Below are 26,618 nucleotides of genomic sequence, written 5' to 3'. Positions count from 1 at the left end.
CCTTGCGTTATCGAGAGTCCCTGCCTGACGACAGGCGTCCCGCTTTCCTCAACACGCTCAGGGCGATGGTCTTGATCTCCGCGCCCGTGGTTTCGTTTCGGAAGGTCGCGCGGTCGAGCGGGACTTTATAGGTCGTCAGCCGCCCCGCGATTGCCGGAAAGCGACGCTCGATGGTGGCAATCCAGGCCTTAGCGTCGGCCTCCGTCTTCCAGCTTCCGCGGCTGTAGACGATGAATCGCGTGTGAGGGTTGGCTCGCGCCACGTAGCCGAGGAGCGACTCGAATTTGTCGGCCGCCGGAGCATAGAGCTGCGCAAAATACTTGTTGTCGAGCGTACTGTCGCCGAGCAGAGTTGCATCATAGAAGGTTGACCGGTGCGCAATAATGAGATCGGGCGTCTGCGACAGCAATTGCTCCTCGCGGTCCCAGCGCGAGCCCGTCGCTTCCTTGACGAGCACCAGCGGCTGGTCGCGCAGGAGCTCGGTGAGATCATCCGCGTTCATCCCGCCGGCGCGCAGCGTCGCCGGATCGTAGACGCGCTGCGGGTGCGGCGAATCCATCAGCACGACAACCGGCGTTTTTGGGAGCGGCGGACCGTCGTCGCGGAGGGCTCCTGCCGCGAACCATGAAATGGCCGCAAAGGCGAGACTCGCTGCTGCCCAGACCAACGTGCGTCGCGATACGAGATTGCCGAGCCTCGCGACAGCAGGCTGCGCCGGTTGCTGCGTGATCACCGAGGCGGGTGTTATTGCGCCGCTCGGCAACATTACTGGTGCGGTCTGGAGGGCAGCCGAGAGCTCGTGCGCCGTAGCCCAACGATCTGCCGGCAGCTTCTCGAGCGCGCGGGCAATGGCGCCTGCGACGTTCTCGTGCACGGTCGGTCGCCGTACCCGAACGCTCGGAGGTGTCTCCGTCAGAATCTTGGCAATGATTGCCTGGCCTGTTCCGCCAATGTGCGGAGGCTCGCCGGCGAGCGCCTCGTAGAGCACGGCGCCAAGCGAGTAGATGTCGCTGCGGCCGTCGACGACGCGGTCGCCCGTGGCTTGCTCGGGGGACATGTATTGCGGCGTGCCCAGCGAGAAACCCGTCTGTGTGATGCGCTCGCCGCCGGCCTGGGAGATTGCCAGCGCAATCCCGAAATCGGCGACGAGCGGCCGTCCCTCGTGAAGCAGGATGTTCTCCGGCTTGAGGTCGCGATGGATGACACCGTGGCGGTGCGCATAATCGAGAGCATCAGCCACGGCCACGCCAATGTGCAGGGCCTCGGCGATCGGTAGCTGCTTCTCGCGATCGAGCTTGTGCCGGAGCGACTCGCCTTCGACGTAAGGCATGACGTAGAACAGGTGGCCATCCGCTTCACCCGAGTCGAACAGCGGCAGCAGATTCGGATGCTGCAGGTTGGCCGTGACTCGTATTTCGGCGAGGAATCGCTCGGCACCGAGCAGGGCGCCAAGGTCCGGATTCAAGACCTTCAGCGCAACGCGGCGGGCGTGCCGCACGTCGCGCGCGAGATAGACGATGGCCATCCCACCACGTCCGATCTCGCGCTCAATCTCGTAACGGCCGCTGAGGGCGATCATCGGATTGGGAATGTCATGGCGCCAAGTATGTGGCGCGATGCCTTCTGTCGCAAAGCTCCGGACGGATGACTGCTCATCACAGCCAGCGTGCGACGCGCGGCCGCTTCGCAAGTGCGGGACGGGACCAGCATTTCACTTGCGCGCGAAGTGACTGCCAACGCGGAAGGCATGATGCCCACGACAATCGAGTTCTTCCACGTGCCCGACAGTGTGCTGGGGCCGAGTGACAACTCAGCGTGGTGGGCGGGCGAGAAAATTGGCCTGTTCTATCATGGCTGGACGGACACGCACATAGACGCGCTGTCGCATCTGAGTTATCGGGGTCGAGCCTATAATCGTCGAACGGTCAGCCGGCATGAGGGGCCGCCCGAGCATGGGCGAATAGCGGTGATGCAGGACGGGGTCATGAGCCGCGGCGTACTGGTCGATGTTCCACGACTGCGCACAAGGCAGCGCGCGACGACTGACGCTCCGCTGTCAGTCGCGGACCTGATTGCATGGGAGCGCCAGACGGGAGTAAGGATCCGCTCCGGCGACATAGTCCTGGTACGCAGCGGGCGCTGGGATCCCGCCAAGCCACGTGCCCGCTCGCTGGGGGTCCACCCGACAGTAGCCGAGTGGCTGCACAAGCGCGGCGTTGCCGCGGTTGGAGATGAGGGCGGGACGGACATGGCGACGACGGCCGTATCCGGGATCACGTCTCCGTTCCACGTGCTGGCCCTGGTAGGCATGGGCATGCCCTTGATGGAGAACCTCGATCTGGAGCGTCTCGGGCGTGAAGCTGCGAAGCGCTCTCGCTGGACGTTCCTGTTCGTGGCGGTACCACTCAGAGTGCAGTCGGCCACGGGGTCCGCGATCAATCCACTCGCGGTTTTCTGAGGGCCCGTATCGAGCGCGAGGTCCACGCTCCGCTCCGATTCGAGGCATATTTGGCGATCCTGATTCCCGCTGTTCGTCGACCGGCGAGCTACCTTCATCGGTTTGACCCACAATACTTCAATGAGGTGGGCGCCATGTTACGTGTCTTGAGAGCATCGATCGCAATACTGAGTGTAGTCGCACTGTCGAGCTGTACGGAGAGTGCCCCACCAGCATCTGACACCAGCGCAGTTGCCGCCGCACCGGCGCCCGACGCAGCGGCTGATGATCAGGCAGTCCGGGCCATCAATCCCGCTTGGTTCAAGGCGCATAACGCGCACGATGTAGAAGGCGTGGTTTCACTTTATGCGGCCGATGCAGTGCTCAGCACTCCGGGAAATGCGCCGGCGCGCGGCACCGCCGCGATTCGCGACGCGTACACCAAGGAGATTGGCGAAATGACTGCGGGAGGCTTGGTGAACAATTCGGGTCCCAACCCCGAATTCGGCATGTCGGGCGATCTTGCCCATGAATGGAACACCTTCACTGTGACCGACAAGTCGGGAAAGACTATCGACAAGGGCAAGTACGTCACTGTATTTGAGCGCAAGAACGGAAAGTGGATGATCATCCGCGACATCTGGAATTCCGATACGCCACCGGCTCCAGCGAAGTAAGACAGCTCCACGGGTTGTCGTCGTCGGTCGAACGGGCACACATGCTACGCCAAGGAGTAAGTACCCCCCGTACCCTCGCCGCGCCGAGCGCGACGCGGGTAGCGGGGGCAACATGGATTTTCATGGACGCGCTCCTCTCTGAAAGCGCTGAGATCATGCAGGTGAGTTGATTGGCCACCCAGCCCGTTCCAGAATCTCCAGCCCCACCTCGCGAATCGGTCGGTCATCGTTCGTAACAATGAAGTCAGGGCGCGAGCGCGCATCGAGGATTCTCTGAAGTTCTACGGTCCGTTGGAGATGCCACTCCAGGCCGGCGCCGATCTCCCGACTGCGAAGCCGCGCACTTCGGATCGACTCGGCAGTCGTGAGTTGGCAAACTGTGGGCTTTGCACAAGCTATCGCGTTCGCACAAGCGCTGAGGTCCTCAGGCTCCTCGAGCACGGTGGCCAGCACCAGGCGCTCCGCGCCCACCCTGCGAAAGTTTGCCCAGAGTATCTCGAGATTCCCGAGAACTACATCGCGATTGAAACGACCGCGCTCTGGCCAGGACATAGCCAGGGCATCCAGATCGAGACACGCATGGGGGATTTCGGCAGCGCGAAGGATGTTGTGAATCTCGTCGAGCACGGCCGACTTGCCGACACCGACGGTTCCCGTGATAACGAGTAGCGGGATCACTGCGTCTCCAGTCATTGTGTCGAGAACCAATTGGGTCAGAGTGGCGCAAAGAGCGCGTCGAGGATTTTTCGGGCGCGCGCTGCCGCTCCCCCGGTGCCGAGGTTGGAGAGAACGATGACCGTAAGGCCCACGTCGTGGAGGCGAACCGTGTGGCTGCTGAAGCCTGCGTCTCCGCCATCGTACCAGAGGGTTCGGAAGCTTCGGTACCGGCCCCAGACCAGTCCGAACGCGTCATTCGTCTTGTCATGCTTGAATCGACGTGTGCTGAGCATTACCGCCGTGAGCCCAGGGCCTCCGAGCGCGTGCGTCTCGAGCGACGCGCTCCATCTGGCGAGGTCCTTTACGCTCGTGAACAGGCCACTCCCGCCATAGTGGGGCGACTGCCGTGGCTCGGTTACATAGGCGTGACCGCGCAGATTGTAGCCGACGACGGGATTATCGATCGTCATCGCCATGTCGGTGTGGAACCGCGAGCTGGTCATACCAAGAGGACCGAAGATCTCGCGCTGCGCGAACTCGCCGAATGGTACGCCGCTCCTCCGGGCAACGATCTCGGCCAGCAACATGTAGTTGACATTGCTGTATGCCCACTGAGTGCCCGGGCGAAATCTCAATCTTCCACTTCTCAGCGTGGCAGCGATCGCGTCGCTGTTCGTGAAGGGATCCGCCCAGCTTTTTCCGCCACCTCGAGGTACGGTGAAGTAATCAGGCAACCCGCTCGTCATGTACACGAGGTGCTTGATCCGTACCGGAAATGGATAATTCGGCAGCTCGGGTATGTGGCGTCGCACGTCGTCTTCAAGGGAAAGCAGCCCTCGGTGGACGAGGATGGCCACGCACGTCCGAAAAAACGTGGTCTATGCGACGCAGCCGCTCGGCGCCGAGTACGAACGGTAGCGTGTCGCCGTTGAGTAGAACGCGAGTGTATTGCTCCATTTCAGCGCGATCGCGTACCGCGCCGTCGGGTGCAACAGTGTGAAAGTCATCCGTCCTGAGCGCCATGATGGCACCGACGTCTTTCGCAGAAAAGGCGCGCTGATTCCTGTCGTACCACTGCTCCGGCTCGCGTCGGACACTTGATGAATCTGCCGTGACCACTCCAGCCGGGCGAGATGCAGCGGGACCAGCGCAGCTCGTCATGCAGAACGCGGCGAAAATAATGAAGAAACGCATTCGCACGGAAAGCCTGCTCACAGCGCGTTGAACTCGAGACGGACGCGGACTCGATCTCCGTGACCCTTTTCACCGCGTATGCGCTTCGGGATGGCGAGGAGTGTGCGCCCATCCTTCCCGCGCCAGACGCTGGTCTTCCACGAATGCCCGTCTACGGTGGCAAGAACCGGAGTTCGACCCCAGCCATGCGTCGCACGTGGGGCATACTTCTCCGGGACCGGTGCGAACGTCCAGCCGCCCTTGCCGGGATACTTGAGAAGCCTGGCGACGAATTCCGGTCGATAGCGTGCGTTCACGGGCGATGCGGCGCGATGGGAGTGAGACACACCAAAGTAGAACTCCGTTCGCACGGTAAACGCCACTGTGTAAGAACTAGAAACTAAGTTATAAGCTATCTCGTAGTGCCTCGGGACAGGGTTGTTGTCCGCGGCCGCTCGTCGCGGCCTTGCTCACACCCTCTTGCTCACATAACGAGGCTCTCATGCGATTTCCAACTCGACTGCTTGTGCTCCCATTGCTCATCGCCTACCCGCAGCGCGCGGTACCTGGTGCTCCGGTCCAGCCTGCGCCCGCACCAACGAGGGCTGCAGCAGACAGCGTCACCGTCAGTGTCCGTTGGAATCGGCTCGTCCGCAGATTCGCCGATGAGGCCGCCGCCAGTCGGCGAGCCGCCAGGGCCGCCGCCGCCGCAGCCAAGGACTCCGCTGCGCTGCACCGAATCGCGCAGACGCAGCCGCCTATGCTCTTCCGGGTTTACACGCTCCTCAGCGTCGCCCAATACGCCGCGGTGAATTCCTCGCGAGACAACCGCGGCGTCTCCTCCGTGGTGGCCGTCGCCAGTGCCTCAGCCGCCGTGCTCGCCGAGATGTTCACCCACTCCGCGGTGCGTGCCTCGATTGCGCGAGAGCTGGCTCGAGACATGGAGCAGGCGCGAACCGGATCGCGCGCCGGGGAGCGGACGACCGCCGGCCGACGCCTGGGAGAGGACGTCGCCCGTCGCGTGATCGCCTGGGCACCAACAGCCAACTTCGCTGAGCCATGGAACGGTACCATTCCGCCCGGCCCGGGCATGTGGTATAGCGCTCGTGGCGTCCCACCCATTGGAATCGCTCTGGTGAAGGCGCGCCCATGGTTGATCGACTCGGCGGCTCAGTTCCGTCCCGGTCCGCCTCCGAAGTACGGCTCGCCTGAGTTCCATGCGGCACTCGAGGAGGTACGACGGGTCGCTCGAGAGCGGACCCCTGAGCAGACGAAGATCGCGCAACGATGGAACTCGGCTGACCCGTGGGCGCAATGGAACGAGACCGCAGCCGCCGCGCTACGCCGCCAGAACGCATCAGACGCGCAGGCCGCGCGGGTGCTTGCCGTGCTGAACGTCGCCGCGTCGGATGCCGTCATCGCCTGCTTCGAGGCCAAGTACCACTACTGGACGATTCGACCTTCGCAGGCCGACACGACCCTCGTGCTCGCTGACAGCGTCGGCTTGCCGAACTTTCCGGCTTATCCTTCCGGCCACGCCTGCAGCGCCGGCGCGTTCGACGCAGTGCTCGGTCACTTCTTCCCCAACGAGCGCGCGGAGTTCACCCGGATCGCCGAAGAGCAGGCCATGTCACGGTTGTACGGAGGGATTCACTATCGCTTCGACAACGACGGCGGGCTGGCGCTGGGGAGGGTGGTGGGCCGGCACATCGTTGACCGGGAGCGACGTGGAGGATTGAACGCGTGGCGTAACGCCGGGGTGGCCGGCAAGCCCTGACGGTTGCCGCTGTGTGCTCTTCGGCGCGATCACGCTGACATCCCGTGTGCACGAGTGCCGCGCCGAAGATGCGCACAGCAACGTTCGTTGGGCGTCACGGATCCGGCGCTTCCAAGTCGCGACAGATCTTTCGCGCCAGATAGTCCTTGATTTCGCGATGGCGTGGAACCGTCGACCTGCCGACTGCTATTCGGGACTGCCGCTGAAGCCGCAGGCGCCGGCACCGGCAGCGCAGGGGGCGAGTCTTCATTCGAGCACGCGGTTGATAACAACAGGACTGCCATAACGCGCGCAATCCTCATCGTGACCAGTCGACCCGCTATCCGATGACTCAACGGCGCGAGTGCCGCTTCCGCCGTGGAGATCGCGGCCGGCAACGAGCCGCCCAACGTCGATATCGATCTCGTCGGCAGCAACCGGTCGTTCTACTTCCCGGGCATTCCGGTGCGCTATGCGGTGCGAGTTACAGATCGTGAGGATGGCTCACTGCGAAGCGGAATTCCGGCGCGCCGAGTGAGTGTGACCGCGCAGTACCTGAAGGAGGGGCTCGCGACGAGCGGAACGGCGGCCGCGATTCGCTCGAGCGAAAGCGCACACGCGGTGGGGAGGACACTGATCGAAGGGAGCACATGCCTCTCCTGCCATCAGCTGAACAGGAAATCCATCGGCCCCTCGTATGTTGATGTCGCGCGCAAGTATCAGGGCGACAGCACGGCGCCCGCGCGTCTCGTCCGGAAGATCCGCGAAGGTGGATCCGGCGTATGGGGCAACGTAACGATGCCCGCGCACCCGCAGATCACCAACGAGCAGGCCTCGGCAATGGTGGCGTACATCCTGAGCCTTGGCGAGCGGAAGACGAGCGCGCCCTCGCTCCCTGACCGAGGCGCTTATCTCCCTCCGGCTGGCTCGGCTGACGCGCCGAAAGGTGTAGTGATGCTGCGCGCAGAGTACACGGACCGCGGAGCGAACGGGATGCCGGCGATCACGAAGGAGAAGACGGTCGTCCTCCGATCGCCGAGCGTCGTGGTCGCGAGTGGTGAGCTTTCGGAAGGATTGTCGAAGCAGAGTGTACCGGAAGTGCCGGTCGAGATCACCGTTGTGAGTCGGCCGGGTGCATCAGTCGCGTTGAAGCAGATCGATCTCACGGGCGTGGCCGCCGTGACCTTCGCGGCGGTGGCGCCGGCACGGTTCCAGGCGAAGGGCGGGAAGATCGAGGTACGCATCGACTCGCCAACCGGTCCGTTGCTGGGCGAGAGCGAGGTAATTCGTCCGACAACTGACTCGGTTGCGCCGCCGTCACGACTTCGCGTGGCGCTCCGGCCGACGCCGGGAGTGCGCGACGTGTATCTGGTTTTCAGGAGCCCCGATGCAAAGGGCGATCAATTCCTGTTTGGTCTGTTGACGGCAACGTTTGAAAGCGTGCGGCCGGTTGGAGCGTATCGCAAACGCGAGTCTGTTCTGGCTTCGTCGCCGTGACCGAGCGGCCGACTGCCGCACTCGCTAGACCTGCGCCGCCGGTCGCTTATCGCAGCTGCTTCAGCAAGTCACGGCCCCGAGGGGAAAGACGATAGCCCGTGTCCAGACTCTCGGTGAGACCAAGACGCTTGAGTTTCCGCACGTTGACTTTGAATGGCACTTTGTCCTGGCCGACCATACGAGCGAGATCGACCGCTCGCACTCCCGGATGGAGTTCCATAATGCGAAGTGTCTGTGTAGTCCACGGACCGTGCGGCGATCTCCGATCCAGACGCTCGAGCTGACTGACTACGTCAGCGGCTGCACTGGCGTCGAGCGACTGTGATCGAAGCGCTACCCGGGGATCGGCCGCGAGATGGCCCAATTCAATTCGATATACCAGGCCATCCGGTCGAGCGCGAAGCTCATCGAGCAGGCCCGCACGATCGGTGTACCCGGCCTTACGGCTATCGGCTTCCGTGATCCGCGACAATGTCACCGGCGTGACCGACACGATCGCCAATTGTCCGACCGGAGTCAGCAAGGTGCCGCCTGCTCGTACCGTCGGGCGTTTCCAGCGGCGAAACGCCAGGCTGATCGATCCGTTCCTGATACCTTCGAGGAAAGACTGTCGAAAGAGCATGACCGCGCTGGCGTCAGTCGATGACTGCTGCTGTCGCCGCGAAAGGCAGTGTTGCGGCTATCGCGATGACTAACGACTGTCGCATCATTGCAGCTCCAGTTGGGAATGATAAGGTATTCATGACGAGCGTCGCCTAACGCCCGCGATAAGCTGCGAGCGGATCAAACAATCGTGAGCAAAGCGATCTTCCGCAAACCGCTCGGCGGCTTGATTTCATCGTTAGATGCCTAGGCGAGGGCTCTCGCGCTATTCCCTAAACCCAGAGCCGCAGCGGGAGCAGATCCCACATTGCCAGGACAGCGCACCATTGCAGCACGGCGATGGCCGAACAGGCATGCGGGACGAGAGCCGCCGTCCGTTGGGGAGAACGACCGGCTCGCCACAGCAACGCGATCATGGTGCATGGAAAAGCCACTGAGCTTGCCGCAAGGATTACGCTGGCCGCGGTGATATCGCCGAGCTGCATGAACGACTGCGTCAAGAATAGCGGGAGGGATGCGAACAGCCCGAGCACGCCAACGAACGGAATCATCTCAGGCCGGCGCCACGCGGAGGAGCGCAGGCGCGCCAACGCCACGATACCGGCGCCTACGAACCAGAGGCTGCCGAGCAGACCAAGCACAAGACTGATCCACAGACTGACGAGGTAGTAAGGGCTCACCTTCTGGAATGTCGTGAACCCGTCGCTTATCCGGTGCTCGCCGTCATCTCGTATCAGTACATGCGAGACCGCGGCGCGATCCTCCGCGGCGAACAGGTAGCCGCCAGTGGGTTTCAGCTCCCGGCTGGGACCCTGCATCGGGGCCAGGATCAGGTTGTCGTCTCGCCGTTTGACGCGAACAAAGCCGAATGCAGCGTCGAGGTACGCGAATGTCTGCATTCGATTCGGGCTGGCCAGATAGAACCCTTCCCATTCAGCGACGTCCGTCGCAGGAACGCCGGCCGGTGGTGCCGGTGTGACGCCGACGCGCAAGTGTCGGGCAAGAGCCTCAAAAACGCGGTCATAGCGCGCGGTTTCACTATCGGTGTTGATGCTGATCGCGAAGGCCTTCCCGTCCTCCGGATATGTGCACAGCAACGCGTGGAATCCGACGGTCGTTCCGATATGGCAGTAGCCCACCACTCCTTGGCGAACGCGCCGGCCGAGCCCCAGGGCATAACCGGCGTTCAGGCCGGCGCGGGCCGCTTCGGTGGTACTCGGCTGTCCACGGGCACGCATGAGATCAGCTCGGATGAACTGGCGGCCGCCGACTATTCCGTCCCCCATCAGGAAGCGCGCGAAGAGGCCAAGGTCGTATGCGGTAGTCGTGAACTGGCCAGCGGGGCGCAACGCAACGGGTGAGGCCGCGTACCGCGTCCCGTCGTCGACGTGACCCCAGGCCAACCCCGGGTCTGCTGACGGACCTTCCTGCGTTGTGAAGCGGAAGGTGCTGTTGCGCATGCCCAGCGGCTCGAGCAAGTGAGCGTCGAGATAATCCTCGTACCGTACCTTCGTCACCGCTTCGATGACCATTCCGAGCAGCGTGTAACCCATATTGGAGTACGACAGCCTGCTGCCGGGACGGACGCGGACTCGTAAGATCCCCTGCGGCCTCGAAAACGCCGTGGCCAGCGGCGCATCGGACGCGACCGTGGCGCTGAACATCTGCCAGAGCCGTGCATCATCGAGGCCCGAAGTGTGATCCAGCAGATGCCGAACCGTCACAGGATCAGCGGGCGCCCAGGGATTCTGGATGGACAACGTGGGCAGATAACGGTCGATCGGATCGTCGAGCGTGATCCGCTCTTCTGTGACGAGACGCAGGATGCCGGTGGCGAGCGCCGCTTTTGCGACTGAGCCGACGTGAAAACGGGCCTGGTCGGAGAGAGGCAGTCGCGCGGCGTTATCCGCATAGCCGGCCGCGTCGGTGCGGATAGCTCCGTCGGCCTGCACGGTTACCCACGCCGCTCCGACAAGACCTTCCTCAGCGAGAATTCTCCGCAGGTCGTCGCGAAGGATGCGTTCGCTTGTCTGGGCGGACGCTACGACAGGCCACGCGAGGGCGGAAGCGCCTGACAATATCGTGACACTCGCGCGAACGAGAAGCGCGACTTTTCCCTGATGCCTTGAACCGGGCTTAGTGTCGCTCATGTGAATGCAAACTACGACGCGAGCGTCTGTGAAGTGACGAACTGTGGTGCGGCTAGGTAGTCATGACGAGTGTCACCGCGACCAGGGCGGTACAACCCCGCTGACGCGCGCGTAAGCGATGGCCTGGCCGAGGTGATTGTCCATGTGGGCAAGCAGCTGCAGGAGCACCGCCCATTGCGGAACCCGTCGGCCATATAGTGTCGTCATCCGTTCGAGCTGCGCGTCAGGCATGCCACGAACTGCTTGCCGTACGTGATCGGCCGAGCGCTGCAGCAGCGCCACGACCTGCGCTTTCTCCGCGACGCGCTCGAGGGCATCGAGATCGGTGCCGGCGGGAGGGGAGATGCCCATGGCGCGCGCCGGGTATTCGTAGTTGAAGCGGGCGATGTGCGCGAACATCTCCGCCATCGGCGTCACCGCGGGAACCGGGCGACGCGGGTACGTCTCAGCCGGCACAGCCTCAGCAAGCATTACAGCCTTCGCCATCGACTGGTCGAACTGGTGGAGGAATTCGCCGCGGAAGCCCGCCGGCGTCGCCTGCGCTCGAGCGACGCCAGCCGCTATCGACACTGCCCCCGCGACCAGAGCGCCTGCAACGAAAGCTATAAAGGTGAAGCGGTACAGACGCATCCACTTATTCGGGCAATTGATTCAATAGCTTGGTAGATGTTGCGAGCTTGTAGCCGTAATTGAGCGGTACTGTTTCAGGCACTTCCAGAAATTCGGCTATCCGCCTTGCCAAAAGAATCGAGGCCTTCTCCGGCGCCAACCGCTGACGGTCGGATTCTATTTCCGTCGCAAGGCGGTCCAGCCCCGCATCGAACCCTTGACGGACGTCCTCGCTGGGCACGTCCAATCGCAGCTGCCATGACACATCGGACCAGAACGCGTCAAAGAACCGGTCCAGGCGTGCTGGATCGGCCGTCGAATTTTCCCCCGCAAGCAGGACAACGATCGATTCTGTCACCCAGAGACGGAGCCGCAATTCAGTTGAATTCAGAGCCGGGAATTTTCCGGTCAGATCGGCAACTTTCTGATCTATGTCGGGACGAAGCGTCGAGACTACTCGACTCGCGAGGAGCGCGCATTGATCGATCGATGTCACGTTTCTTCTCCCGATAGTGTGATCAACGACCTGCCTATGACAGTCCTTCCCAACAAGTGCGTCGCAACTGAATAACGCAGTCCTTCAACGATCGCTAGCCCGCTGGCGCGGTGACAGGAGCTGGCCGATCTCCGCGTTATTGCAAAGACCGGCTGTTCCTCCGGTCAAATATCTGACGGAGACGTCGTGATGCTCCTGATCGTATGAGCCAATGCAGTCGGCGGCCAGGATGACGTCATAGTCAACGTTCTCCTGACAAAACGCTTTCAACTCTCTGTCAAGCGACGTTGGTCCCTGCTGATATCCTTCTAGCAGACGCAAGAGATTTGTTGAAGGGTGAATCCAATCCACCGCCGCCCGCGTCTAAAACACTATGGCCGAATGCGCCCCACCGTACCTCAAACCAGACTCGCTCCTGGCGGAGTGCCAATGACCCTCACTAGTCGGCTAGAGCTGGCGTTTCTCGTTCTCGCCGCAACGTTCAGCGCATCACCTCTCGTCGCCCAGCAGACCACAAAATCACAGAACGATCCCCGCCCATCCGCGCAGGCGGCACGCAAGAGTGGCCCGGTTGTGGTGGACGGAAAGCTCGATGAGAGCGCCTGGTCGGCAGCGACGCCGATCGGCGAGCTGACCCAGGCGGTCCCGAACGAGGGAAAGCCGCCAAGTGAGAAGACGGAGCTCCGGGTTCTTTACGACGATGCCGCCATCTACGTCGGCGCCCGGATGTTCGATTCCATGGGTCGGCATGGCGTTCGTTCCGCGCTGGCGCGGCGCGACGTCATCATGAACGGCGACAACGCGCTCACATCTGACAAGATTGCGCTCGTCTTCGACACGTTCCGCAACAAGAACGACCGGACGTGGTTCGAGCTCAATCCTGACGGCGTGAAGGGCGACCACCAGAACGGCGACAGTTCCTTCGATCCTGTGTGGGAAGGCGCGACCAATATCGACTCACTCGGCTGGACCGCCGAGTTCCGGATTCCGTATTCGCAGCTGAGGTTTTCCCGGGATACGGTTCAGTCATGGGGAATGCAGGTGTCGCGCACGATCGACCGGCTCAATGAACAGGACATGTGGGCGTTCTGGCGAAGCAACGAGTTCGGCGGGCCCGCCTATTTCGGAACGCTCAACGGAATTGTTGTCACGTCGCGCCCAAGGCAGATCGAGATCGTTCCCTACGTAACCTCGCGCGCAAAAATGGGGCGCGTTGCTTTGAATGATCCGTTTCATTCCAAGCGCGAGACGGATTTCCGCGCGGGAGGCGATGTGAAGCTCAACGTCACGTCGAATCTCACGCTCGATGCGACGGTGAATCCCGATTTCGGCCAGGTCGAAGTCGATCCCGCGGTGGTGAACCTCTCGGTGTTCGAGACAACGTTCAGCGAGAAGCGGCCATTCTTCGTTTCGAATTCGCAATACTTCTCGACGGGTGGATTCAGCTGCTTCTTCTGCAACAATGTCTCGAGCCTGTCGCTCATCTACACACGTCGCATCGGCCGCTCGCCCCAGTTGTCAGGCGTGGTCGGGTCTCGAGCCGAATACCTGGATGCCACTGACGCGACGACGATACTTGGAGCTGCGAAAGTCACCGGCCGCACGAGCAACGGAATCACAGTTGGTCTGCTCGACGCTGTCACAAACAGCGAGACAGCCACGTTCCGGGTTCCTGGCAGCACAACCAACGAGGAGCAGGAGATCGAGCCGCTGTCGAACTATTTCATCGGGCGGCTGCGAAAGGATCTCCGCGGCGGTGCGACGCGAATCGGGACTATCGGAACACTGGTGAGTCGCAGACTGAAGAATCCCGATGAGATCCAGCGGCTGAGGAGCCAGGCCGGAGCGGTGGGGTTCGACCTTGACCATCGCTGGAGCAATCGGACTTACGCTCTCAACATCCAGACGGCGCTCACCGGTATCAAGGGAGACACCGCGGCGATCCGCCGTGCGCAACAATCGAGTGCGCGGTACTACCAGCGCCCGGGCCGGGACGTAACCAGCGACGGATTATTCGACGTCGACTACGATCCCACGCGCACCTCGCTAAACGGCTACGGATTCTTCGCGCGCCTGTCGAAGGGAACCGGCAACTGGCTCTGGGAAACCACACAGAACTGGCGCAGCCCGGGATTCGAGGCGAACGACATGGGCGTGCTCGGCCGCGCCGACTACAAGTGGATGCTCGCAAATGTCGCGAGACAATGGACCACTCCGGGAAGCTGGTACCGATTCATCTTCCTGAGCCTCGGCGCCCAGACGCAGTTCAACTTTGAGGGTGATCGCACCGACCTCGATTACCACAGCGGGTTTAACGCGCAATTCAAGAACTACTGGAACACGGGGATATTCACGATCGTGCGCCCCAGCCACCTCGACGAGCGTCTTACGCGCAGTGGCCCGACCGTGAAGCAATACGGATATAACTTCATCGGTGCGAACCTCAGTGGCGATCAGCGCAAGGCGCTGGTGTGGGGAATGAACATCAACCTGAGCACCGGCCGCGACAACGATGAGGGAAATCGCGTGGCCTATTATCCGTCGCTGACGATCAAGCCGACGACGTCGGTGAACATCTACATCGCACCGGGGTGGGATCATGACTTTAGCGCGCAGCAGTTCGTCACGTCGCTGAGCGATCCGGCGGCGCCCGCAGGTTTCGCCGGCACACGGTACGTCTTCGGAAGGCTGGAGCAGAAGACGTTCTCCGTCGACACGCGCGTAAACGCGACGTTCACGCCGAATTTGTCACTCGAGATGTTTGCGCAACCGTTCCTGGCGAGCGGGCACTACACGAGCTTCAGGGAATTTCAGAAGCCGAAGTCCCTGGACATGACGATCTTCGGGCGCGACAACGGAAGCACCGTGGTTGCGAACAAGGCTGCGGATGGCTCGACGACAACGTATACCGTCGATCCGGATGGCAACGGAGCGGCCGCGCCGTTCACGTTCGGCAATCCGGACTTCAACATCCGGTCGCTGCGCGGCACGGCCGTGGTCCGATGGGAATACCGCCCAGGCTCGACCGTGTTCTTCGTGTGGACCCAACAGCGCGAGGGATTCGACGATTTCGGCGACTTCTCGTTCGGCCGCGACCGATCGGCGCTGTTCCGCGATCGCCCGACCAACATCTTCCAGGTGAAGGCGACGTACTGGCTCGGGCGCTGATTTCAACCGTTCAGCAGCCTTCACGGTAAAGACGCGCAGAGTCCAAATTCGCCGGAGCGATTCCTCGAAGCGCGGCACGCCATTCACGCTCGGCGTTGCCGCCGTCTGCCTTAGCTAAATCGTTCGTGAGTGAATCTGGAGCGCGTCCCTGCCAAAGGGCACGTAGCGTCGCGATACCATACCGCCGCCGAAGGTGGTCCGCGAAACTTGCCGCGCCGATGTAACCCTGAAGCTCTCCGATACCTCGGAAGTCATGCAGCATCGAGGCAACCGACGGAAGCTTTCCGCTAGTGAGATATCCGGCCGCTATTTCATCGGTGGAATGGCCCTGACAATTTCCCTGAGCGAGAGTCGCGACCCCTTCCGACCGCCACTGGCCTCCTCGAAGCTCGCCCCACCGAACGAACGAGATTGCGTGAGTGAGCTCATGGCGAATCAGCGGTTTGTAGCCCGGTCCGGCGGCGAAAACCGCGGTGAGCTCGCCGGGCAGCGCAAATCCTGAAATCGTTCGCCCGGTGATTCGTTTCATGTCCTCTCGCGTGTCGAGCAGAAAGACTTCGATCTTCGGCTCGCCTGGAAGATCGGATTCTTCAAGCGTGCTCAATGCAGTCTTTCGTGCCTGTTCGACAGAATCGGCAAGCGATGGAGCACGGTCAAACACGCGCGATCGCCGAGCGGCGTGTAGTCGCGCGTGTGTCGTCTCGAATACGCGCCAATCGAATCCCTCTCGGGCGAGAAGAGTGCGCGCGGCAGCGCCCGTGCCGACAACGGGTAATGACACGGGACGCTCATCGGTTGAATGGCTGCAACTGATGGCGATGAAAATCACCGCGATGAATCGATATCTAATGAATGACGCTCGCTATTATTAAGAGGACAATAGCCGAAACACCGCGAAGGGTAAAACAATGACATCACCGACGGAACGCGCAGTCCTCGCCGGCGGCTGCTTTTGGGGAATGCAGGATCTCATTCGCCGCTATCCGGGAGTAATCTCGACGCGCGTCGGTTACAGTGGAGGTGACGTTCCGACTGCGACGTACCGGAATCACGGAACGCACGCCGAAGCGATCGAGATCATCTTCGATCCACAACAGATCAGCTATCGAAAGCTGCTCGGGTTTTTCTTCCAGATACACGACCCGACAACGCGCAACCGTCAGGGCAACGACATCGGGATGAGCTACCGCTCAGCGATTTTTTATACGAGCGAGGAGCAGAAAAACACGGCGATCGATACTATCGCCGACGTCGAGGCGTCAGGCCTGTGGCCGGGGAAAGTTGTAACCGAGGTGACGCCTGCCGGTCCATTCTGGGAAGCGGAGCCGGAGCATCAGGATTATCTCGAGCGTATTCCGAATGGTTACACGTGTCACTTCGTAAGGCCGAACTGGGTATTGCCCCGGCGGGACGTCAGCCACCCGGTGGACCTGCCTGCGAGATCTCCGGCTCGTTCCTCGGCTTGATCCTCAGCGCCTGCCCGAAGTTGCGCGACACGGTCAGGTAAACCGCTCGCGTGTCAAGGGCCCCGTTCGAGAGGCCGTGTCAGTTACTCAGCAGCCTTCTCGGTAAAACCGCCTCGCTCATGCTGCGCCGTTGCGTGAAGACCGCCAATGCATGGTCGGCCGGCGTCGCGTCTCGGCACAATCGCGAAGGTAGAAATTGATGAGAGTCTGGTACGGAACGTCCAGCTCCGCGGCGAGTCTTTTGAAGTAGTGGATTGTCGAGGTGTCGAGCCGAATGGTTACGGACTGTTTGAGACGCTTGGCGTAGGGATTTCGCCTGGCCTTGGAGAGATCGTACTCTTTTCTCATCGTTTCCACCGCGCATCGTACTGGACGCGCTCAGATCGCGTTGCCCGCCGAGCGGAGATCAGCCGGATAGTATCACTGTCCTCGCGTTCACAGTGAACGACGACCAGGACTCGCAAAGCCGAGCTGATTCCGACTAATAACATTCGCTCTTCATTAATGAGAGAGTGGTCGGGACCGGGGAGACCAAGCGCGAAATCATCGAGAAAAGCAGTTTCAGCTTCCTCAAAGCTGATTCCGTGCTTTCTAAGATTCGCTCGCGCTTTGACGCCATCCCATTCGATTCGAAGGTGCGACATAATAATGTACGTACGTTATACATATCGCTAGGGAGAGATCCATTGTGCCGGCACGGTGGCAGGTGCGATCAGTAGGAATCTGAGAAGACGCCGCGAACAAGCGGCATCAAATCCGCAGGCGCGACACTATTCCAGCGCAAACCGCGTCGAGAATCTTTGTCAGTCGGGCGCGCTCAAAATCGGAGAAAGGCATCGTCGATTCTCGCTGAGCGGAGTTCAAAGTCCTTCAATGAAGGTGGCGTCCGCGCCGAAGACCTGATGATTCGATGCGTCGACGTATCCGCTCGTGGTGATTGGTGGTGACATGAACAGCGAGGATATCGGCCGAATCGCGCGGGGCGCGGAATATGTGTGGGCGACAGATACAATTCCGGAAAGCAGTGCTTTCGGTCGCTTCGATCACTTCTTCGTGCGCGGACTCGTGAGGCCTGGCGGGGCGAGCGTTGGTAGGCACCGTGTGCCGCGCTCGATGAGTGACCACAGCCCGATCTGGATCAAGCTCCACCTTCCGCAAATTCGCTAGCCTCTAGCCCTCGGGCGTCATGCGCTCACGGCGCGCCGACCCCGATAGCGTGACCTCCACCATCTCCCCGCCCTTGAGGTATCCAAGGTCGTAGTAGTTGAATTGCATTCGAAGCGTACGGCTCGTAGGAGGTCGTTTGCTGTCCAACGCCTTCAGCGAGTGTCGACGGTTGTCCATGCTATTTGAAGCGCGACTGCCAGAACTTAGCTCCCCGCAGGTTCGCGGACACGCACGGGCGTGCTCTGGTTGCCGGCGCGATCGACGACAGACACCCACACCTCCGCCGGCGCGGCGGCGTCCGACGGGGGCGCGGTGATAGTCCACTGCCGCACCGTGATTGGCACGATCTCGGTGCGCCAGGCGCCGTTCGGCCATTTCGATTGCACGACCCAGACGGCAAGCGACTCGTCACGGGGTGGTGTGAGTGTAACGTCCGCGCGGTTTTCGAGGCGACTCAGCGCGGCGATGGGCGCGCGCGGCCGCACTGCGTCCAGCTAGGGCATGGCGGGAATCAGCGCGGGCTGCGCGTAAGTCTCGCGCGCCAGCTTAGCAGTCATGGAATCGCGGCGGGCCTGCGTGCGCGCACGCGCGCGATTTATCGAATCGAGCACGGCAGGAGCGAGCGTGTCGGCACCGGCGATGCGCGTGAACGCGCCGCCGGGCATTAATCCGCGCATGCTGAAATGCACGTGCCCGTGCGCGCCGTCATTTCCGCGCGTGATGTAGATCTGGCCGACGATCTCGTCGCCCGGCCAGCGGGTGTCACTCACATTGTTGGGAATCAGGCCGGCATACAACCCGCGACCTTTGGCGTTCTGTTTCACCCACCAGTCGAGCAGAACCGGAAAGCTGACATCGGTGCGCGCGATCGGCCAATACAACTGCGGAACCAGGTAGTCGAGCGAGCCATCCATCAGCCACTTGCGCGCGTCGGCATAAATCGACTCGTATGCATCAAAGCCGCGCGTCTGCCACGTTACATTCGGCCGCCAGCTGCCGATCGGACTGACACCCACTTTCACCCACGGCTTCACGCTCTTGACTGCCTGGTACATCTCGGCGACAAAGCGATCGACATTGTTGCGCCGCCAGTTGCCGCGCTCGAGGCGCCCGCCTGCGGCACGATAGCCGGCATAAACTGCGGAATCGGGAAAGTCGATCTCTCGGCCGGTGGAATCCCGCTCGCGATAGGGATAGAAGTAGTCGTCGATATGAACGCCATCGACATCGTAACGACGCGTCACGTCGGCGATGACTTCGATGGTGCGCTTGCGCACGGTATCCTCGCCCGGATCCATCCATAGAAAGCTGCCGTACCGCTTCACCAGGTCGGGACGCGTGCGGGCAATGTGATTGGCAGCGAACGCCGAGCGCGACGAAGGATGACGCGCGCGGTACGGATTGAACCACGCATGCAGCTCCAGACCGCGTGCATGCGCTTCGCGCACGGCAAACTCGAGTGGATCGTAAAACGGCTCGGGCGCACGGCCCTGCTCACCCGTGAGATACTCGGACCACGGCTCGAGCGACGACTGGTAGAGCGCGTCGCCGGCCGGACGCACATGCAGAATGAAGGCGTTGAGGCCGAGCTCGCGCGTTCGATCGAGGAGACGGATCAGCTCGGTCTGCTGCGAATCGACCGGGAGACCGGGCCGCGACGGCCAGTCGATATTGGAGACGGCGGCAACCCAGACACCACGGAACTCCCGGACGACGGGCGGAGGTCCATTCGCGGGCGCGGGCGTAATCAGAGCTGGACGGGGAGCACAGCCGGCCAACCACACGGCAGCCAGGGCAGACACCATCCTGGACGAGGTCATGATGTTGTCGACTCCTGCTGCGGAGAGGTTAGAGGTCGTCTACCGGCTGAAGCTAAACTGTGGGCCAAACATTCAAAATGCGAGTGCAGGCAACCCAGGATCCGTGGTCGAGACGCCGCAAAGATTCAGAAAATGTCCGCTAGACAAAGGGCTCTCGCTCGAGCTCGACGTTGGGACAGTCGCGCATGAGAGTTCTCCATTTTTCAGCGTAAGCGCTCACGAATTGAGCCTCCTCCGCAGCCCGCCACTCACGGATGACTCGCAAGCACGACTCGGATAAAAGGCCAAACGCTAGCACAAGAATTTGACGAAGGCCTTCCGGTGATCTGATTGGAGCTATCCCCACACTCGGCGGACATTGCCCGTGGTCGCAAGGGTGCACATGATCGGGACGACGCGCTCTCACGCGCACGCTACGGATGTGCCCGTCCGATCGTCTGGAAACCGCCGCGTAGGCGACGACTATCTACCGATTCCCGCACACTATCTCTCGAGCGAGCGCGCATCGCTGATCACGGCAGCGCGCAGATCTTCCGGGAGAAGATCGAGATTCGCTCGTGGATTCTGCACCAGCCGAAGCGGCCAGTGCGTCCCGTACACGAACCGCTCAGCACCCACCGAGCGCAGCAGGTGCGCGAAATGATCCTCCGGCGGGCCCCAGATCCAGGCGAAATCCCAGAACACGCGCCGCTGTTCTTCGGGCGTGAGCCCCCAGTGCACCTCCTCGAGCAGCTCGCGGCCGGCGCCGGTGACCACGAGCTTCACGCGCTCGCCTGCGCGCGCAAGCGCACGCACATGCGCGGCCGTGAGATCACCGGCCAAGTCGAGTGGATGGCGCTGGCGCAGATCCTCGAACCGCACCGTCAGCACGAGCGGAACGCCAAGCTCGCCGCACGCGAGCGCAAGCGCGCGAAGCGTCGCGTCGTGCGGCGCCATTCCCCACTGCATTGGATAAACCCGTATCGCCGCGGCGCCCTCGTTCACCAGATCGCGCAGTGTCTGTTCCCATAGCGGCCAGTCTGGACGCACGACGGGCGCCGGTTTGAGCATCTGACGATACGGCGCGAGTGCGGCGAAGAGCGCATCGTTGCCTGCCGCGGGATCGCGGTGCCACGCGGAAGGCAGATAGCCGACCCACGCTCCCGAAAGTCCTTCGCGCTCGAGCACGCGCACGAGCACGTCAGGCTCTGGATGCGGAAGATGACGAAACGGATGGGAGAGGAGAGCCGCTCGCCTTCCCTGTATCCTCACGGATGAACGCTGATGATCGTCTTCCCGGGGCGTCGTTCGGTTGAGTTGAAGGTGGCGACGGCATCGTAGAGGGCGGAGACGGTGCCGATGTTCGTGCGCAGCCGTCCGTCCCGCACTCGCTGAACAATCGCGCTCAGTTGAGCGCGATCGGATTCCACGACGAAGTCGACCGCCAAGCCCTCGGCGGGCCGCGCCTGGACCGGCCCGACGACGGACACGAGCGTTCCTCCGGCTCGAACCAGGCGCGCGGACCGCTTCCCGATGTCGCCGCCGATGACATCGAACACGAGATCAACGGCGCCGACGTCTTCCAGGACCTCGTTCTGGAGGTCGACGAACTCGTTCGCGCCGAAGTCGAGCGCCTTCTGACGATCGGCGGCGCGTCCGGTGCCGATGACGTAGGCGCCCGCCAATCGTGCGAGTTGCGTCACCATCGACCCGACGGCGCCAGCCGCGCCGTGCGCGATGACGCTCTGCCCTGCCCGAAGGCGGCCGTGCTCGAACAGTCCCTGCCACGCAGTGAGGCCCGAGATCGGCAGGCTCGCGCCGACCGTGAAGTCCACGTCGCCCGGCAGCGGCGCGAGGTTTCGTGCCTCGACGGCCGCGTACTCGGCCAGAGTGCCGTCGCGATACCAATCCGTGAGGCCGAACACCCGCTGTCCGACCGAGAGCCCCGTGGTGCCATAGCCGAGGGCGGTGACCACTCCGGCAAGCTCATGCCCGGGGATCGAGGGCGTTCGGTCACGACCGACGCGATCGGTCCAGGTCGAAGGCCAACCCAGCTCAGTGTTAACGAATCCCGAGGCATAAACCTGAACGACAACATCGTTGATCGATGGCTGTGGCTCGGGCCGCTCCACCAGGTTCATCCCGGCCGTTCCCGCAGCCTGGTCCGTCACCACTATCGCCTTCATCTGTCACCTCCTTGCGCGGGATACTCAGCCCCGCGGCCGTCCCCCAATCCCTGTTGGTCGAAGCCTTGTTATCAGGAGGTCTCCGAGCTCATCTGCCGCATGAGTTGACGCGCGCGCTCGACGGCGCCGTCGGCGTGACGCGGTGTGTCGAGCGCAACGTACTCCAGCTCGAGCCTTGCGCGCGCCGCTCGCAACATCAGACCCCCGCGAGACATGTCGCCGAGACCGGCGAATGCCGCCGGAAATTTCAGGCGTTCACGGAAGATTGGAAGGAGAATGTCGACGTACTTTCCGCTCGCAACGCTGCCGAGGAGGATAACCTGCGTGTCGTCATCGATTTTCGCAGCTAGCGCACGTGCGTCACGCTCGAGTGGCTGGCGGTAATTTCGCTTGCGCGCATCGACTTCCGTTCGCTGGAGAATCTTCATCCGGTCAGGTGTGATCGACCAATTCGGCGGAACGAAACCGAATCCCGGAGCGATGACGTGAATGTCTCCGGTTCCGGCAAACGTGTTCGCGTATGCGATCTTCCCTCTGAAGTAGAGCGCACTCATGAAAGCGAACGCGACTGCGATCGGCACACCCTCCGGAGAGCGGTATAACTGCGCCGCCTCGAAGTTCGCTCTCGGCGAGATCAGCTGTTTCGCGCGGACGCCGGTGAGGCTAGCCGGCGAGAGCAGGAAGACGTTGCGCACCGTACTGCTACCGTGAATACGCCTTGATGACCTCTTCTATAGTATGCCGGCACACCGGACAGAACGGCACGTTATCGCGCGTGAACATGATGCAGTCGATAGCGGGACGATAAAACGCCTGGGCATCGTAATTCGCCCCCTGAAATGCTCCCGTAGTTTTTGCGTACGGAGACGACGCAAAGAGCGCCGAATCGAACGCGCGCTCTTCTCTGAACAAAGCGGACATCACTGATTCCGGCTGGCGCTCGGCGCGAATCTTCGCACGCCTGGCCTGAATCCGCCGCTGTTCGGCCTCGAATCGTTCCTTTGGCCACGGAGTTGGAATCGGAGCTCCCGGTGTCGCGAGCTCTTTCCATTTCAGGTTATTTCTGTCGAGAAGCGCGGTGACGTTGGGCTCCCACGGCTCGACGATCTTGCCCGGCGGCTGATACGCAACAGGTGATGTGTAGTATTCATCTGCAAGCGCGGCAAAGTGATGACCGAACTCGTGAATGAAAACGTAGTTCGCCCAATCGTTGTCGACAGCGACCGTCGCAAAGACGTTGTACAATCCGCCACCGCCGTACGTCTTGCTGTTGGCAAGGATTTCCACGAATTCGTACGGCGCATTCGATGCAATCGTGCGGAAGGCGCGATTGTCCATCGTCAGCACGTACCGCTCGGATCCGAAAATGCCGTACGTCGCACCGACGGGAGTCGCAATGTGAACGCCGGTCGATGGCCGGGAAATTCCCGATTGTGGAGACGGTGGACAAAGCCCCCAGATGTTGAAGTCCTTCCGATGCGTCTTGTACGGCTCGACTGAAAAGAAAACATCCGCCATGCGCCGGGCATCCCGCCGGAATTTCCCCGCACATTCCTGAGCCGTATATCCGTCGCCGAGCAGGAGGATATCGACCTTGTTCTGCGGGTCACCGTGTTTTTCGACGGCGATCGGCTCGTATCGCTTTGGCATCGAGCGGTCGATGAAGATGTCGCTGGGATCGATTTGCGTGCGCCATACTTCGATGAATCGATTGTTCGCATCGCGCTTGAAAATGACAATGTCGGCTTTGCCTGTCAGTGCAGGGAAGCGGAGCGACTCATGAAACGTCCGGTTCTCCTTCGCCGCCTCTTCAGTCTGCATAAACTCTGCAAAAATCGGCGAGTATCCGCGGGAGAAGAGAATCTTGCTGGTCGTGTCGCGAAGCTCGAAGAAGTAGCTGCCGAACCCGGTGCTGTCGATGTCGTTTCTTGCGGAGCCCGGCCAGGGAAGTGGCTCAACTACTACCTTGTCGCCACTGAACACTTCACCGCTCTTGCCGCCCGTGTGATAAAAGTCGAGTCGCCACGTGTTTGGCGGAGGAGCGACGGACGCAGCCTGCAGGACGATGCAGAACGCGAGTGGGAGAGATCTGATTATTTCACGCACTATATGCTCCAAATCCGTCGGGAGTGCCGATCATGCGCCTATTTGGTTGGTTGCTCCAGTGTAACAAACCGCAAACCATCGTAAAGACAAGGGAACGGGACGTGAGGATAGTCCTGATACGTTTCGTAGCGGTATGAAATCGCTTTCCCAAGTTTTGCTTTGATGAGCGCGGAGAATTCAATCATGTGGCGGTGAATGGTCTGATCAGGATCATATCGGTCTTGGAGGGAGTTCGCCATGAAGACTCGGCGGTTTGCGAACGGTTCCACCTTTTGAAAGGCTCGATTGCTCATTGCCCGGAAGTACTCGTTGTTTTCTCGCTAACGCGCTGGACATCTGCTGCACGCCCGTCCAGGCGCACAAGCGACTTGTCGAATCTGCATCTTATGAAGGCGCGGGATCTTCAGCTCGAACCCCGCGTGTCAGCGGGATGTCCTCGTTATACAGCGCGTTCCGTTGTCGTTTTGCGCTCGCGGGTGCGCGTTGGTAGCGTGCGCTGAGCACGATTCGCTGGCAGCAAGATGTCACGGCTAACGTGAACCGAGTCCCGACGTGTCCAGCCGGCCCGCTCTCTTGATGTTCCAAGCCTTGGTCCGCCTGGCATGGCGGGCGCAGCGCGCCGACGCGAGCCTTGGCAGTTGGGGCTTGGGCGGTTCTAGCGCACTGGTGTCGAGGAAACCGCCAGTGAATCTTTAAACGGCGGATCGTCAGGCCTGATGAGGATTACCGATGGTTTGGTCAATGTCACGATCACGCTGCCATGCCGACAGCGCAACTTCGGGCCCGGTCCCTTCATACTTGTAGAGCGCGCCCAGTGTGCAGTCGCCACGGTCCCGTTCGTCTAAACGGTAGTTCACAGGAGAATCAGACTCGATGGTAGGAAGCTGATTCCATGACTGAATCCGGAATATGTGAGCGAATCGAGGTTGCGTTGGATATCTCGCAGTTCCGTGAGCGCCGCGTCGCGCGCTGCTACCGCTGCATTTCTTTCGGCAATCGAGGTATCACGCTCGTCGGTTCGGCGGCCAATCCGCGTATCCGTAATCGAGGTAGCTAGCGCTACGATTAGGGTGATCAGCGGTACGGCGGCTGCGAGAATCTTTAGCACGTCCTCCGCCGGCCACGCTGCGGCTGCCCAAACGGCCGCGCTGGCGCCGTTCGGCCACCACACTTCCACCTCCATAGAAACCCGCGCTAAATAGCAGCGCTATGCAGGCAGCGGCAAGGATCGCGATAGCGTTATCCAAGTCGTGTTAGATTAGGTTACTGTTGGCGCACGCATCGCGCACCCGCAAGAGCTAGATGCGCGACGCATGTGTATGGCCCGACACCGCTCTACTGCCTTACCGCTAGCAGGCGCAACGCCTCTGCGAACCCGGGCCTCGCTCGATAAAATACCTCGGGGAAGTCATCGTCTTGTAGCAGCGCATCCGCGTAGATCGTCAACGTCTTGGGAATATCTTGGCCGCGCAACGCGATTTGCAGCCTCCCAGTGACAATCGCTCCGGGCACCGCGCCCGGACGAAATGGCCGGTCTAAGCCTGCCAGCTCAGCGAGGTCTGCCGCCTCTGAACCTTCGGCGAATGCCACCACATCATCAAGCATCTGAGGTGACACGTACTGCACGCGCGACACAGCGTCCGTCTCATATTCTCGCGGTTCGTCGCCGTAGTATAGCTTCAGCATGTTGGCTTCTCCGACGGCAAGACCTTCAGGATCTTTGGGTATAGGGCTGGGCAAATGCGTTGGCGTCGCAGTTTGCCACTGGGCACCCGGATCCAACCACCATCCACTGGAACCGCACCATGTTAACCCAGTCGGAGCGGAGACGCTCGCTCCGCATTCCCTCGCAATCTCGTGGAGAAGAGACGCGCCTGCCGCGTTCGACCCCGTGTAACACGATATTATGCGAAGGGAATCGATCTTCCCTTTCAGCCGCCTAAACTCCGGCCTCCAGCGCGAAGGATTACCCGTTGCGACATACTTCGCGGGATCATTCGCGCTGGTACCTGTGCCTGTGACGAAGATCGCCGTCTCGCCATGCCCGACTATTTGCGCTGTTCGCGCACCCGCGACCAGGTTATCGACGGCTGCAGCCGTCGAACCATGGAGGCGATGGTCGCCAAAGTGTCTGCGCATGCAGTTCAGGTATCCGTCGTTCGTGCTATCGATGGTCGTGGTGGTCGCCAACGTGAATGCATCTCCCCAGTAGCCGTCGATCTCAGGCCGTCGAGAGGTTTCTTCAACCATATTCACGCTCCATTCCATGGGGTTCACCGCTCCGGCGTTGTCAGACCAGTGTGGGACTTGAATCGCAATGGAAGCACACGTCCTACAACTCGTTTTGGACCAACCATGGCCGCGAGGCAACGCACAGCGCGGCACGCACCGTTCGCGCGGTATCATGCCCGAGCTCAGCTGCAAACGGGCCACATAATAGTGATGCCGAACGCATCATAATTCAATAAACCCTTTGTCGGCTGTTCTTCGGGCGTGAGCCTCCAGTGCACCTCCTCGCGCAGCTCGGTCGCAGCCTTCAGCGGTGATATAAAAACCGCACCTCGGTGATATGAAACCGACATTGCTTGCGCTGAATAAGTCCTTACTATCGCTGACGTAGAGCGAAGGCCGCAGGCCTTCATAGCCTCGGGAGTCTTCACCGGCGGTCATC

The 26,618-nt window shown here is 61.5% G+C and carries 27 protein-coding genes; 7 read left to right on the top strand and 20 right to left on the bottom strand.

Translation table 11 applies throughout. The annotated features are described in order from the left end of the window. Window positions 1-7: 7 nt before the first annotated feature. Window positions 8-1,579, bottom strand: a complete 1,572-nt coding sequence (locus VES88_10230) for a serine/threonine-protein kinase (protein HYN81867.1) — start codon at window positions 1,577-1,579, stop codon at window positions 8-10. A 147-nt stretch (window positions 1,580-1,726) separates the two neighbouring features. On the opposite strand from VES88_10230, the gene VES88_10225 reads away from it, so the two are divergent. After that, window positions 1,727-2,458: a cyclase family protein gene (locus tag VES88_10225; GenBank protein HYN81866.1), complete on the top strand. Its 732-nt coding sequence runs from the start codon at window positions 1,727-1,729 to the stop codon at window positions 2,456-2,458. A gap of 146 nt (window positions 2,459-2,604) precedes the next feature. Next, window positions 2,605-3,114: an SgcJ/EcaC family oxidoreductase gene (locus VES88_10220; protein ID HYN81865.1), complete on the top strand. Its 510-nt coding sequence runs from the start codon at window positions 2,605-2,607 to the stop codon at window positions 3,112-3,114. A 153-nt stretch (window positions 3,115-3,267) separates the two neighbouring features. On the opposite strand, the gene VES88_10215 is transcribed toward VES88_10220, so the two are convergent. The 4 genes from VES88_10215 to VES88_10200 are packed head-to-tail and all read right to left on the bottom strand — an operon-like array spanning window position 3,268 to window position 5,261. Beyond that, on the bottom strand, window positions 3,268-3,792 hold the full coding sequence (locus VES88_10215) for a hypothetical protein (protein ID HYN81864.1): 525 nt from the start codon (window positions 3,790-3,792) through the stop codon (window positions 3,268-3,270). Window positions 3,793-3,827: 35 nt separating this feature from the next. Beyond that, a complete protein-coding gene (locus VES88_10210) occupies window positions 3,828-4,583 on the bottom strand; it encodes a serine hydrolase domain-containing protein (GenBank protein ID HYN81863.1) in 756 nt (251 codons plus the stop codon). 7 nt (window positions 4,584-4,590) lie between these two features. After that, on the bottom strand, window positions 4,591-4,965 hold the full coding sequence (locus tag VES88_10205) for a hypothetical protein (protein HYN81862.1): 375 nt from the start codon (window positions 4,963-4,965) through the stop codon (window positions 4,591-4,593). Window positions 4,966-4,982: 17 nt separating this feature from the next. Next, window positions 4,983-5,261, bottom strand: a complete 279-nt coding sequence (locus tag VES88_10200; GenBank protein HYN81861.1) for a DUF1905 domain-containing protein — start codon at window positions 5,259-5,261, stop codon at window positions 4,983-4,985. Window positions 5,262-5,446: 185 nt separating this feature from the next. Between VES88_10200 and VES88_10195 the strand changes: the two genes are divergently transcribed. Both VES88_10195 and VES88_10190 read left to right on the top strand, forming a co-directional pair. Further along, the gene (locus VES88_10195) at window positions 5,447-6,721 is read left to right on the top strand and encodes a vanadium-dependent haloperoxidase (protein ID HYN81860.1); all 1,275 of its coding nucleotides are present in this window, start codon (window positions 5,447-5,449) and stop codon (window positions 6,719-6,721) included. 357 nt (window positions 6,722-7,078) lie between these two features. Next, window positions 7,079-8,197: a c-type cytochrome gene (locus tag VES88_10190; protein ID HYN81859.1), complete on the top strand. Its 1,119-nt coding sequence runs from the start codon at window positions 7,079-7,081 to the stop codon at window positions 8,195-8,197. 46 nt (window positions 8,198-8,243) lie between these two features. Here the strand turns inward: VES88_10190 and VES88_10185 are convergent, their stop codons facing one another. From VES88_10185 to VES88_10170, 4 genes are all read right to left on the bottom strand, one after another. Next, window positions 8,244-8,819 (bottom strand): hypothetical protein, encoded by a 576-nt coding sequence (locus VES88_10185; GenBank protein HYN81858.1) that lies wholly within the window; start codon window positions 8,817-8,819, stop codon window positions 8,244-8,246. A gap of 253 nt (window positions 8,820-9,072) precedes the next feature. Further along, on the bottom strand, window positions 9,073-10,950 hold the full coding sequence (locus VES88_10180; protein HYN81857.1) for a serine hydrolase domain-containing protein: 1,878 nt from the start codon (window positions 10,948-10,950) through the stop codon (window positions 9,073-9,075). Window positions 10,951-11,022: 72 nt separating this feature from the next. Next, window positions 11,023-11,580 (bottom strand): DinB family protein, encoded by a 558-nt coding sequence (locus VES88_10175; GenBank protein ID HYN81856.1) that lies wholly within the window; start codon window positions 11,578-11,580, stop codon window positions 11,023-11,025. Window positions 11,581-11,584: 4 nt separating this feature from the next. Beyond that, entirely contained in the window at window positions 11,585-11,917 is a 333-nt protein-coding gene (locus VES88_10170) for a hypothetical protein (protein ID HYN81855.1), read from the bottom strand. 567 nt (window positions 11,918-12,484) lie between these two features. On the opposite strand from VES88_10170, the gene VES88_10165 reads away from it, so the two are divergent. After that, complete coding sequence (locus VES88_10165; GenBank protein ID HYN81854.1) at window positions 12,485-15,223, top strand: DUF5916 domain-containing protein; 2,739 nt, start codon at window positions 12,485-12,487, stop codon at window positions 15,221-15,223. Window positions 15,224-15,233: 10 nt separating this feature from the next. Here the strand turns inward: VES88_10165 and VES88_10160 are convergent, their stop codons facing one another. Next, window positions 15,234-16,004, bottom strand: coding sequence for a hypothetical protein (locus VES88_10160; protein HYN81853.1), 771 nt, complete (start codon window positions 16,002-16,004; stop codon window positions 15,234-15,236). 127 nt (window positions 16,005-16,131) lie between these two features. Between VES88_10160 and msrA the strand changes: the two genes are divergently transcribed. After that, window positions 16,132-16,689, top strand: coding sequence for a peptide-methionine (S)-S-oxide reductase MsrA (gene msrA, locus VES88_10155; protein ID HYN81852.1), 558 nt, complete (start codon window positions 16,132-16,134; stop codon window positions 16,687-16,689). A gap of 117 nt (window positions 16,690-16,806) precedes the next feature. Here msrA and VES88_10150 read toward each other — a convergent pair whose 3' ends face one another. Next, the gene (locus VES88_10150) at window positions 16,807-17,037 is read right to left on the bottom strand and encodes a BrnA antitoxin family protein (protein HYN81851.1); all 231 of its coding nucleotides are present in this window, start codon (window positions 17,035-17,037) and stop codon (window positions 16,807-16,809) included. A gap of 600 nt (window positions 17,038-17,637) precedes the next feature. On the opposite strand from VES88_10150, the gene VES88_10145 reads away from it, so the two are divergent. After that, window positions 17,638-17,856, top strand: coding sequence for a hypothetical protein (locus VES88_10145; protein HYN81850.1), 219 nt, complete (start codon window positions 17,638-17,640; stop codon window positions 17,854-17,856). Window positions 17,857-17,859: 3 nt separating this feature from the next. Here VES88_10145 and VES88_10140 read toward each other — a convergent pair whose 3' ends face one another. The 9 genes from VES88_10140 to VES88_10100 all read right to left on the bottom strand — a co-directional run bounded on the left by VES88_10140 (window position 17,860) and on the right by VES88_10100 (window position 26,197). Beyond that, window positions 17,860-18,033 (bottom strand): hypothetical protein, encoded by a 174-nt coding sequence (locus VES88_10140; GenBank protein HYN81849.1) that lies wholly within the window; start codon window positions 18,031-18,033, stop codon window positions 17,860-17,862. Window positions 18,034-18,059: 26 nt separating this feature from the next. Beyond that, window positions 18,060-18,341, bottom strand: a complete 282-nt coding sequence (locus VES88_10135) for a hypothetical protein (GenBank protein ID HYN81848.1) — start codon at window positions 18,339-18,341, stop codon at window positions 18,060-18,062. A 9-nt stretch (window positions 18,342-18,350) separates the two neighbouring features. After that, window positions 18,351-19,676, bottom strand: a complete 1,326-nt coding sequence (locus VES88_10130; protein HYN81847.1) for a family 10 glycosylhydrolase — start codon at window positions 19,674-19,676, stop codon at window positions 18,351-18,353. Window positions 19,677-20,159: 483 nt separating this feature from the next. Then, window positions 20,160-20,927 (bottom strand): hypothetical protein, encoded by a 768-nt coding sequence (locus tag VES88_10125; GenBank protein HYN81846.1) that lies wholly within the window; start codon window positions 20,925-20,927, stop codon window positions 20,160-20,162. Beyond that, complete coding sequence (locus VES88_10120; protein ID HYN81845.1) at window positions 20,924-21,841, bottom strand: NADP-dependent oxidoreductase; 918 nt, start codon at window positions 21,839-21,841, stop codon at window positions 20,924-20,926. Before VES88_10120 ends, VES88_10125 begins: the two co-directional genes overlap by 4 nt. Before the next feature lie 71 nt (window positions 21,842-21,912). Beyond that, window positions 21,913-22,536, bottom strand: a complete 624-nt coding sequence (locus VES88_10115) for a hypothetical protein (GenBank protein HYN81844.1) — start codon at window positions 22,534-22,536, stop codon at window positions 21,913-21,915. Window positions 22,537-22,543: 7 nt separating this feature from the next. After that, window positions 22,544-23,947, bottom strand: coding sequence for a M64 family metallopeptidase (locus VES88_10110; GenBank protein ID HYN81843.1), 1,404 nt, complete (start codon window positions 23,945-23,947; stop codon window positions 22,544-22,546). 853 nt (window positions 23,948-24,800) lie between these two features. Then, window positions 24,801-25,118 (bottom strand): hypothetical protein, encoded by a 318-nt coding sequence (locus VES88_10105; GenBank protein HYN81842.1) that lies wholly within the window; start codon window positions 25,116-25,118, stop codon window positions 24,801-24,803. A 164-nt stretch (window positions 25,119-25,282) separates the two neighbouring features. After that, the gene (locus VES88_10100) at window positions 25,283-26,197 is read right to left on the bottom strand and encodes a hypothetical protein (protein ID HYN81841.1); all 915 of its coding nucleotides are present in this window, start codon (window positions 26,195-26,197) and stop codon (window positions 25,283-25,285) included. Between the last annotated feature and the right edge of the window lie 421 nt (window positions 26,198-26,618).

The sequence above is a fragment of the Gemmatimonadaceae bacterium genome (genome assembly GCA_035633115.1).
In the GTDB taxonomy this organism is placed as follows: domain Bacteria; phylum Gemmatimonadota; class Gemmatimonadetes; order Gemmatimonadales; family Gemmatimonadaceae; genus UBA4720.
Note: the sequence above shows the minus strand (reverse complement) of the source record. Positions and strands in the feature narration are given on the sequence as shown.

Coding starts and splice junctions, on each gene's coding strand:
- VES88_10130 (HYN81847.1), bottom strand. CDS start 19,676: ATGACCTCGTCCAGGATGGTGTCTGCCCTGGCTGCCGTGTGGTTGGCC.
- msrA (HYN81852.1), top strand. CDS start 16,132: ATGACATCACCGACGGAACGCGCAGTCCTCGCCGGCGGCTGCTTTTGG.
- VES88_10195 (HYN81860.1), top strand. CDS start 5,447: ATGCGATTTCCAACTCGACTGCTTGTGCTCCCATTGCTCATCGCCTAC.
- VES88_10100 (HYN81841.1), bottom strand. CDS start 26,197: ATGGTTGAAGAAACCTCTCGACGGCCTGAGATCGACGGCTACTGGGGA.
- VES88_10140 (HYN81849.1), bottom strand. CDS start 18,033: ATGGACAACCGTCGACACTCGCTGAAGGCGTTGGACAGCAAACGACCT.
- VES88_10185 (HYN81858.1), bottom strand. CDS start 8,819: ATGCTCTTTCGACAGTCTTTCCTCGAAGGTATCAGGAACGGATCGATC.
- VES88_10150 (HYN81851.1), bottom strand. CDS start 17,037: ATGAGAAAAGAGTACGATCTCTCCAAGGCCAGGCGAAATCCCTACGCC.
- VES88_10205 (HYN81862.1), bottom strand. CDS start 4,965: ATGCGTTTCTTCATTATTTTCGCCGCGTTCTGCATGACGAGCTGCGCT.
- VES88_10175 (HYN81856.1), bottom strand. CDS start 11,580: ATGCGTCTGTACCGCTTCACCTTTATAGCTTTCGTTGCAGGCGCTCTG.
- VES88_10180 (HYN81857.1), bottom strand. CDS start 10,950: ATGAGCGACACTAAGCCCGGTTCAAGGCATCAGGGAAAAGTCGCGCTT.
- VES88_10145 (HYN81850.1), top strand. CDS start 17,638: ATGAACAGCGAGGATATCGGCCGAATCGCGCGGGGCGCGGAATATGTG.
- VES88_10120 (HYN81845.1), bottom strand. CDS start 21,841: ATGAAGGCGATAGTGGTGACGGACCAGGCTGCGGGAACGGCCGGGATG.
- VES88_10165 (HYN81854.1), top strand. CDS start 12,485: ATGACCCTCACTAGTCGGCTAGAGCTGGCGTTTCTCGTTCTCGCCGCA.
- VES88_10230 (HYN81867.1), bottom strand. CDS start 1,579: ATGATCGCCCTCAGCGGCCGTTACGAGATTGAGCGCGAGATCGGACGT.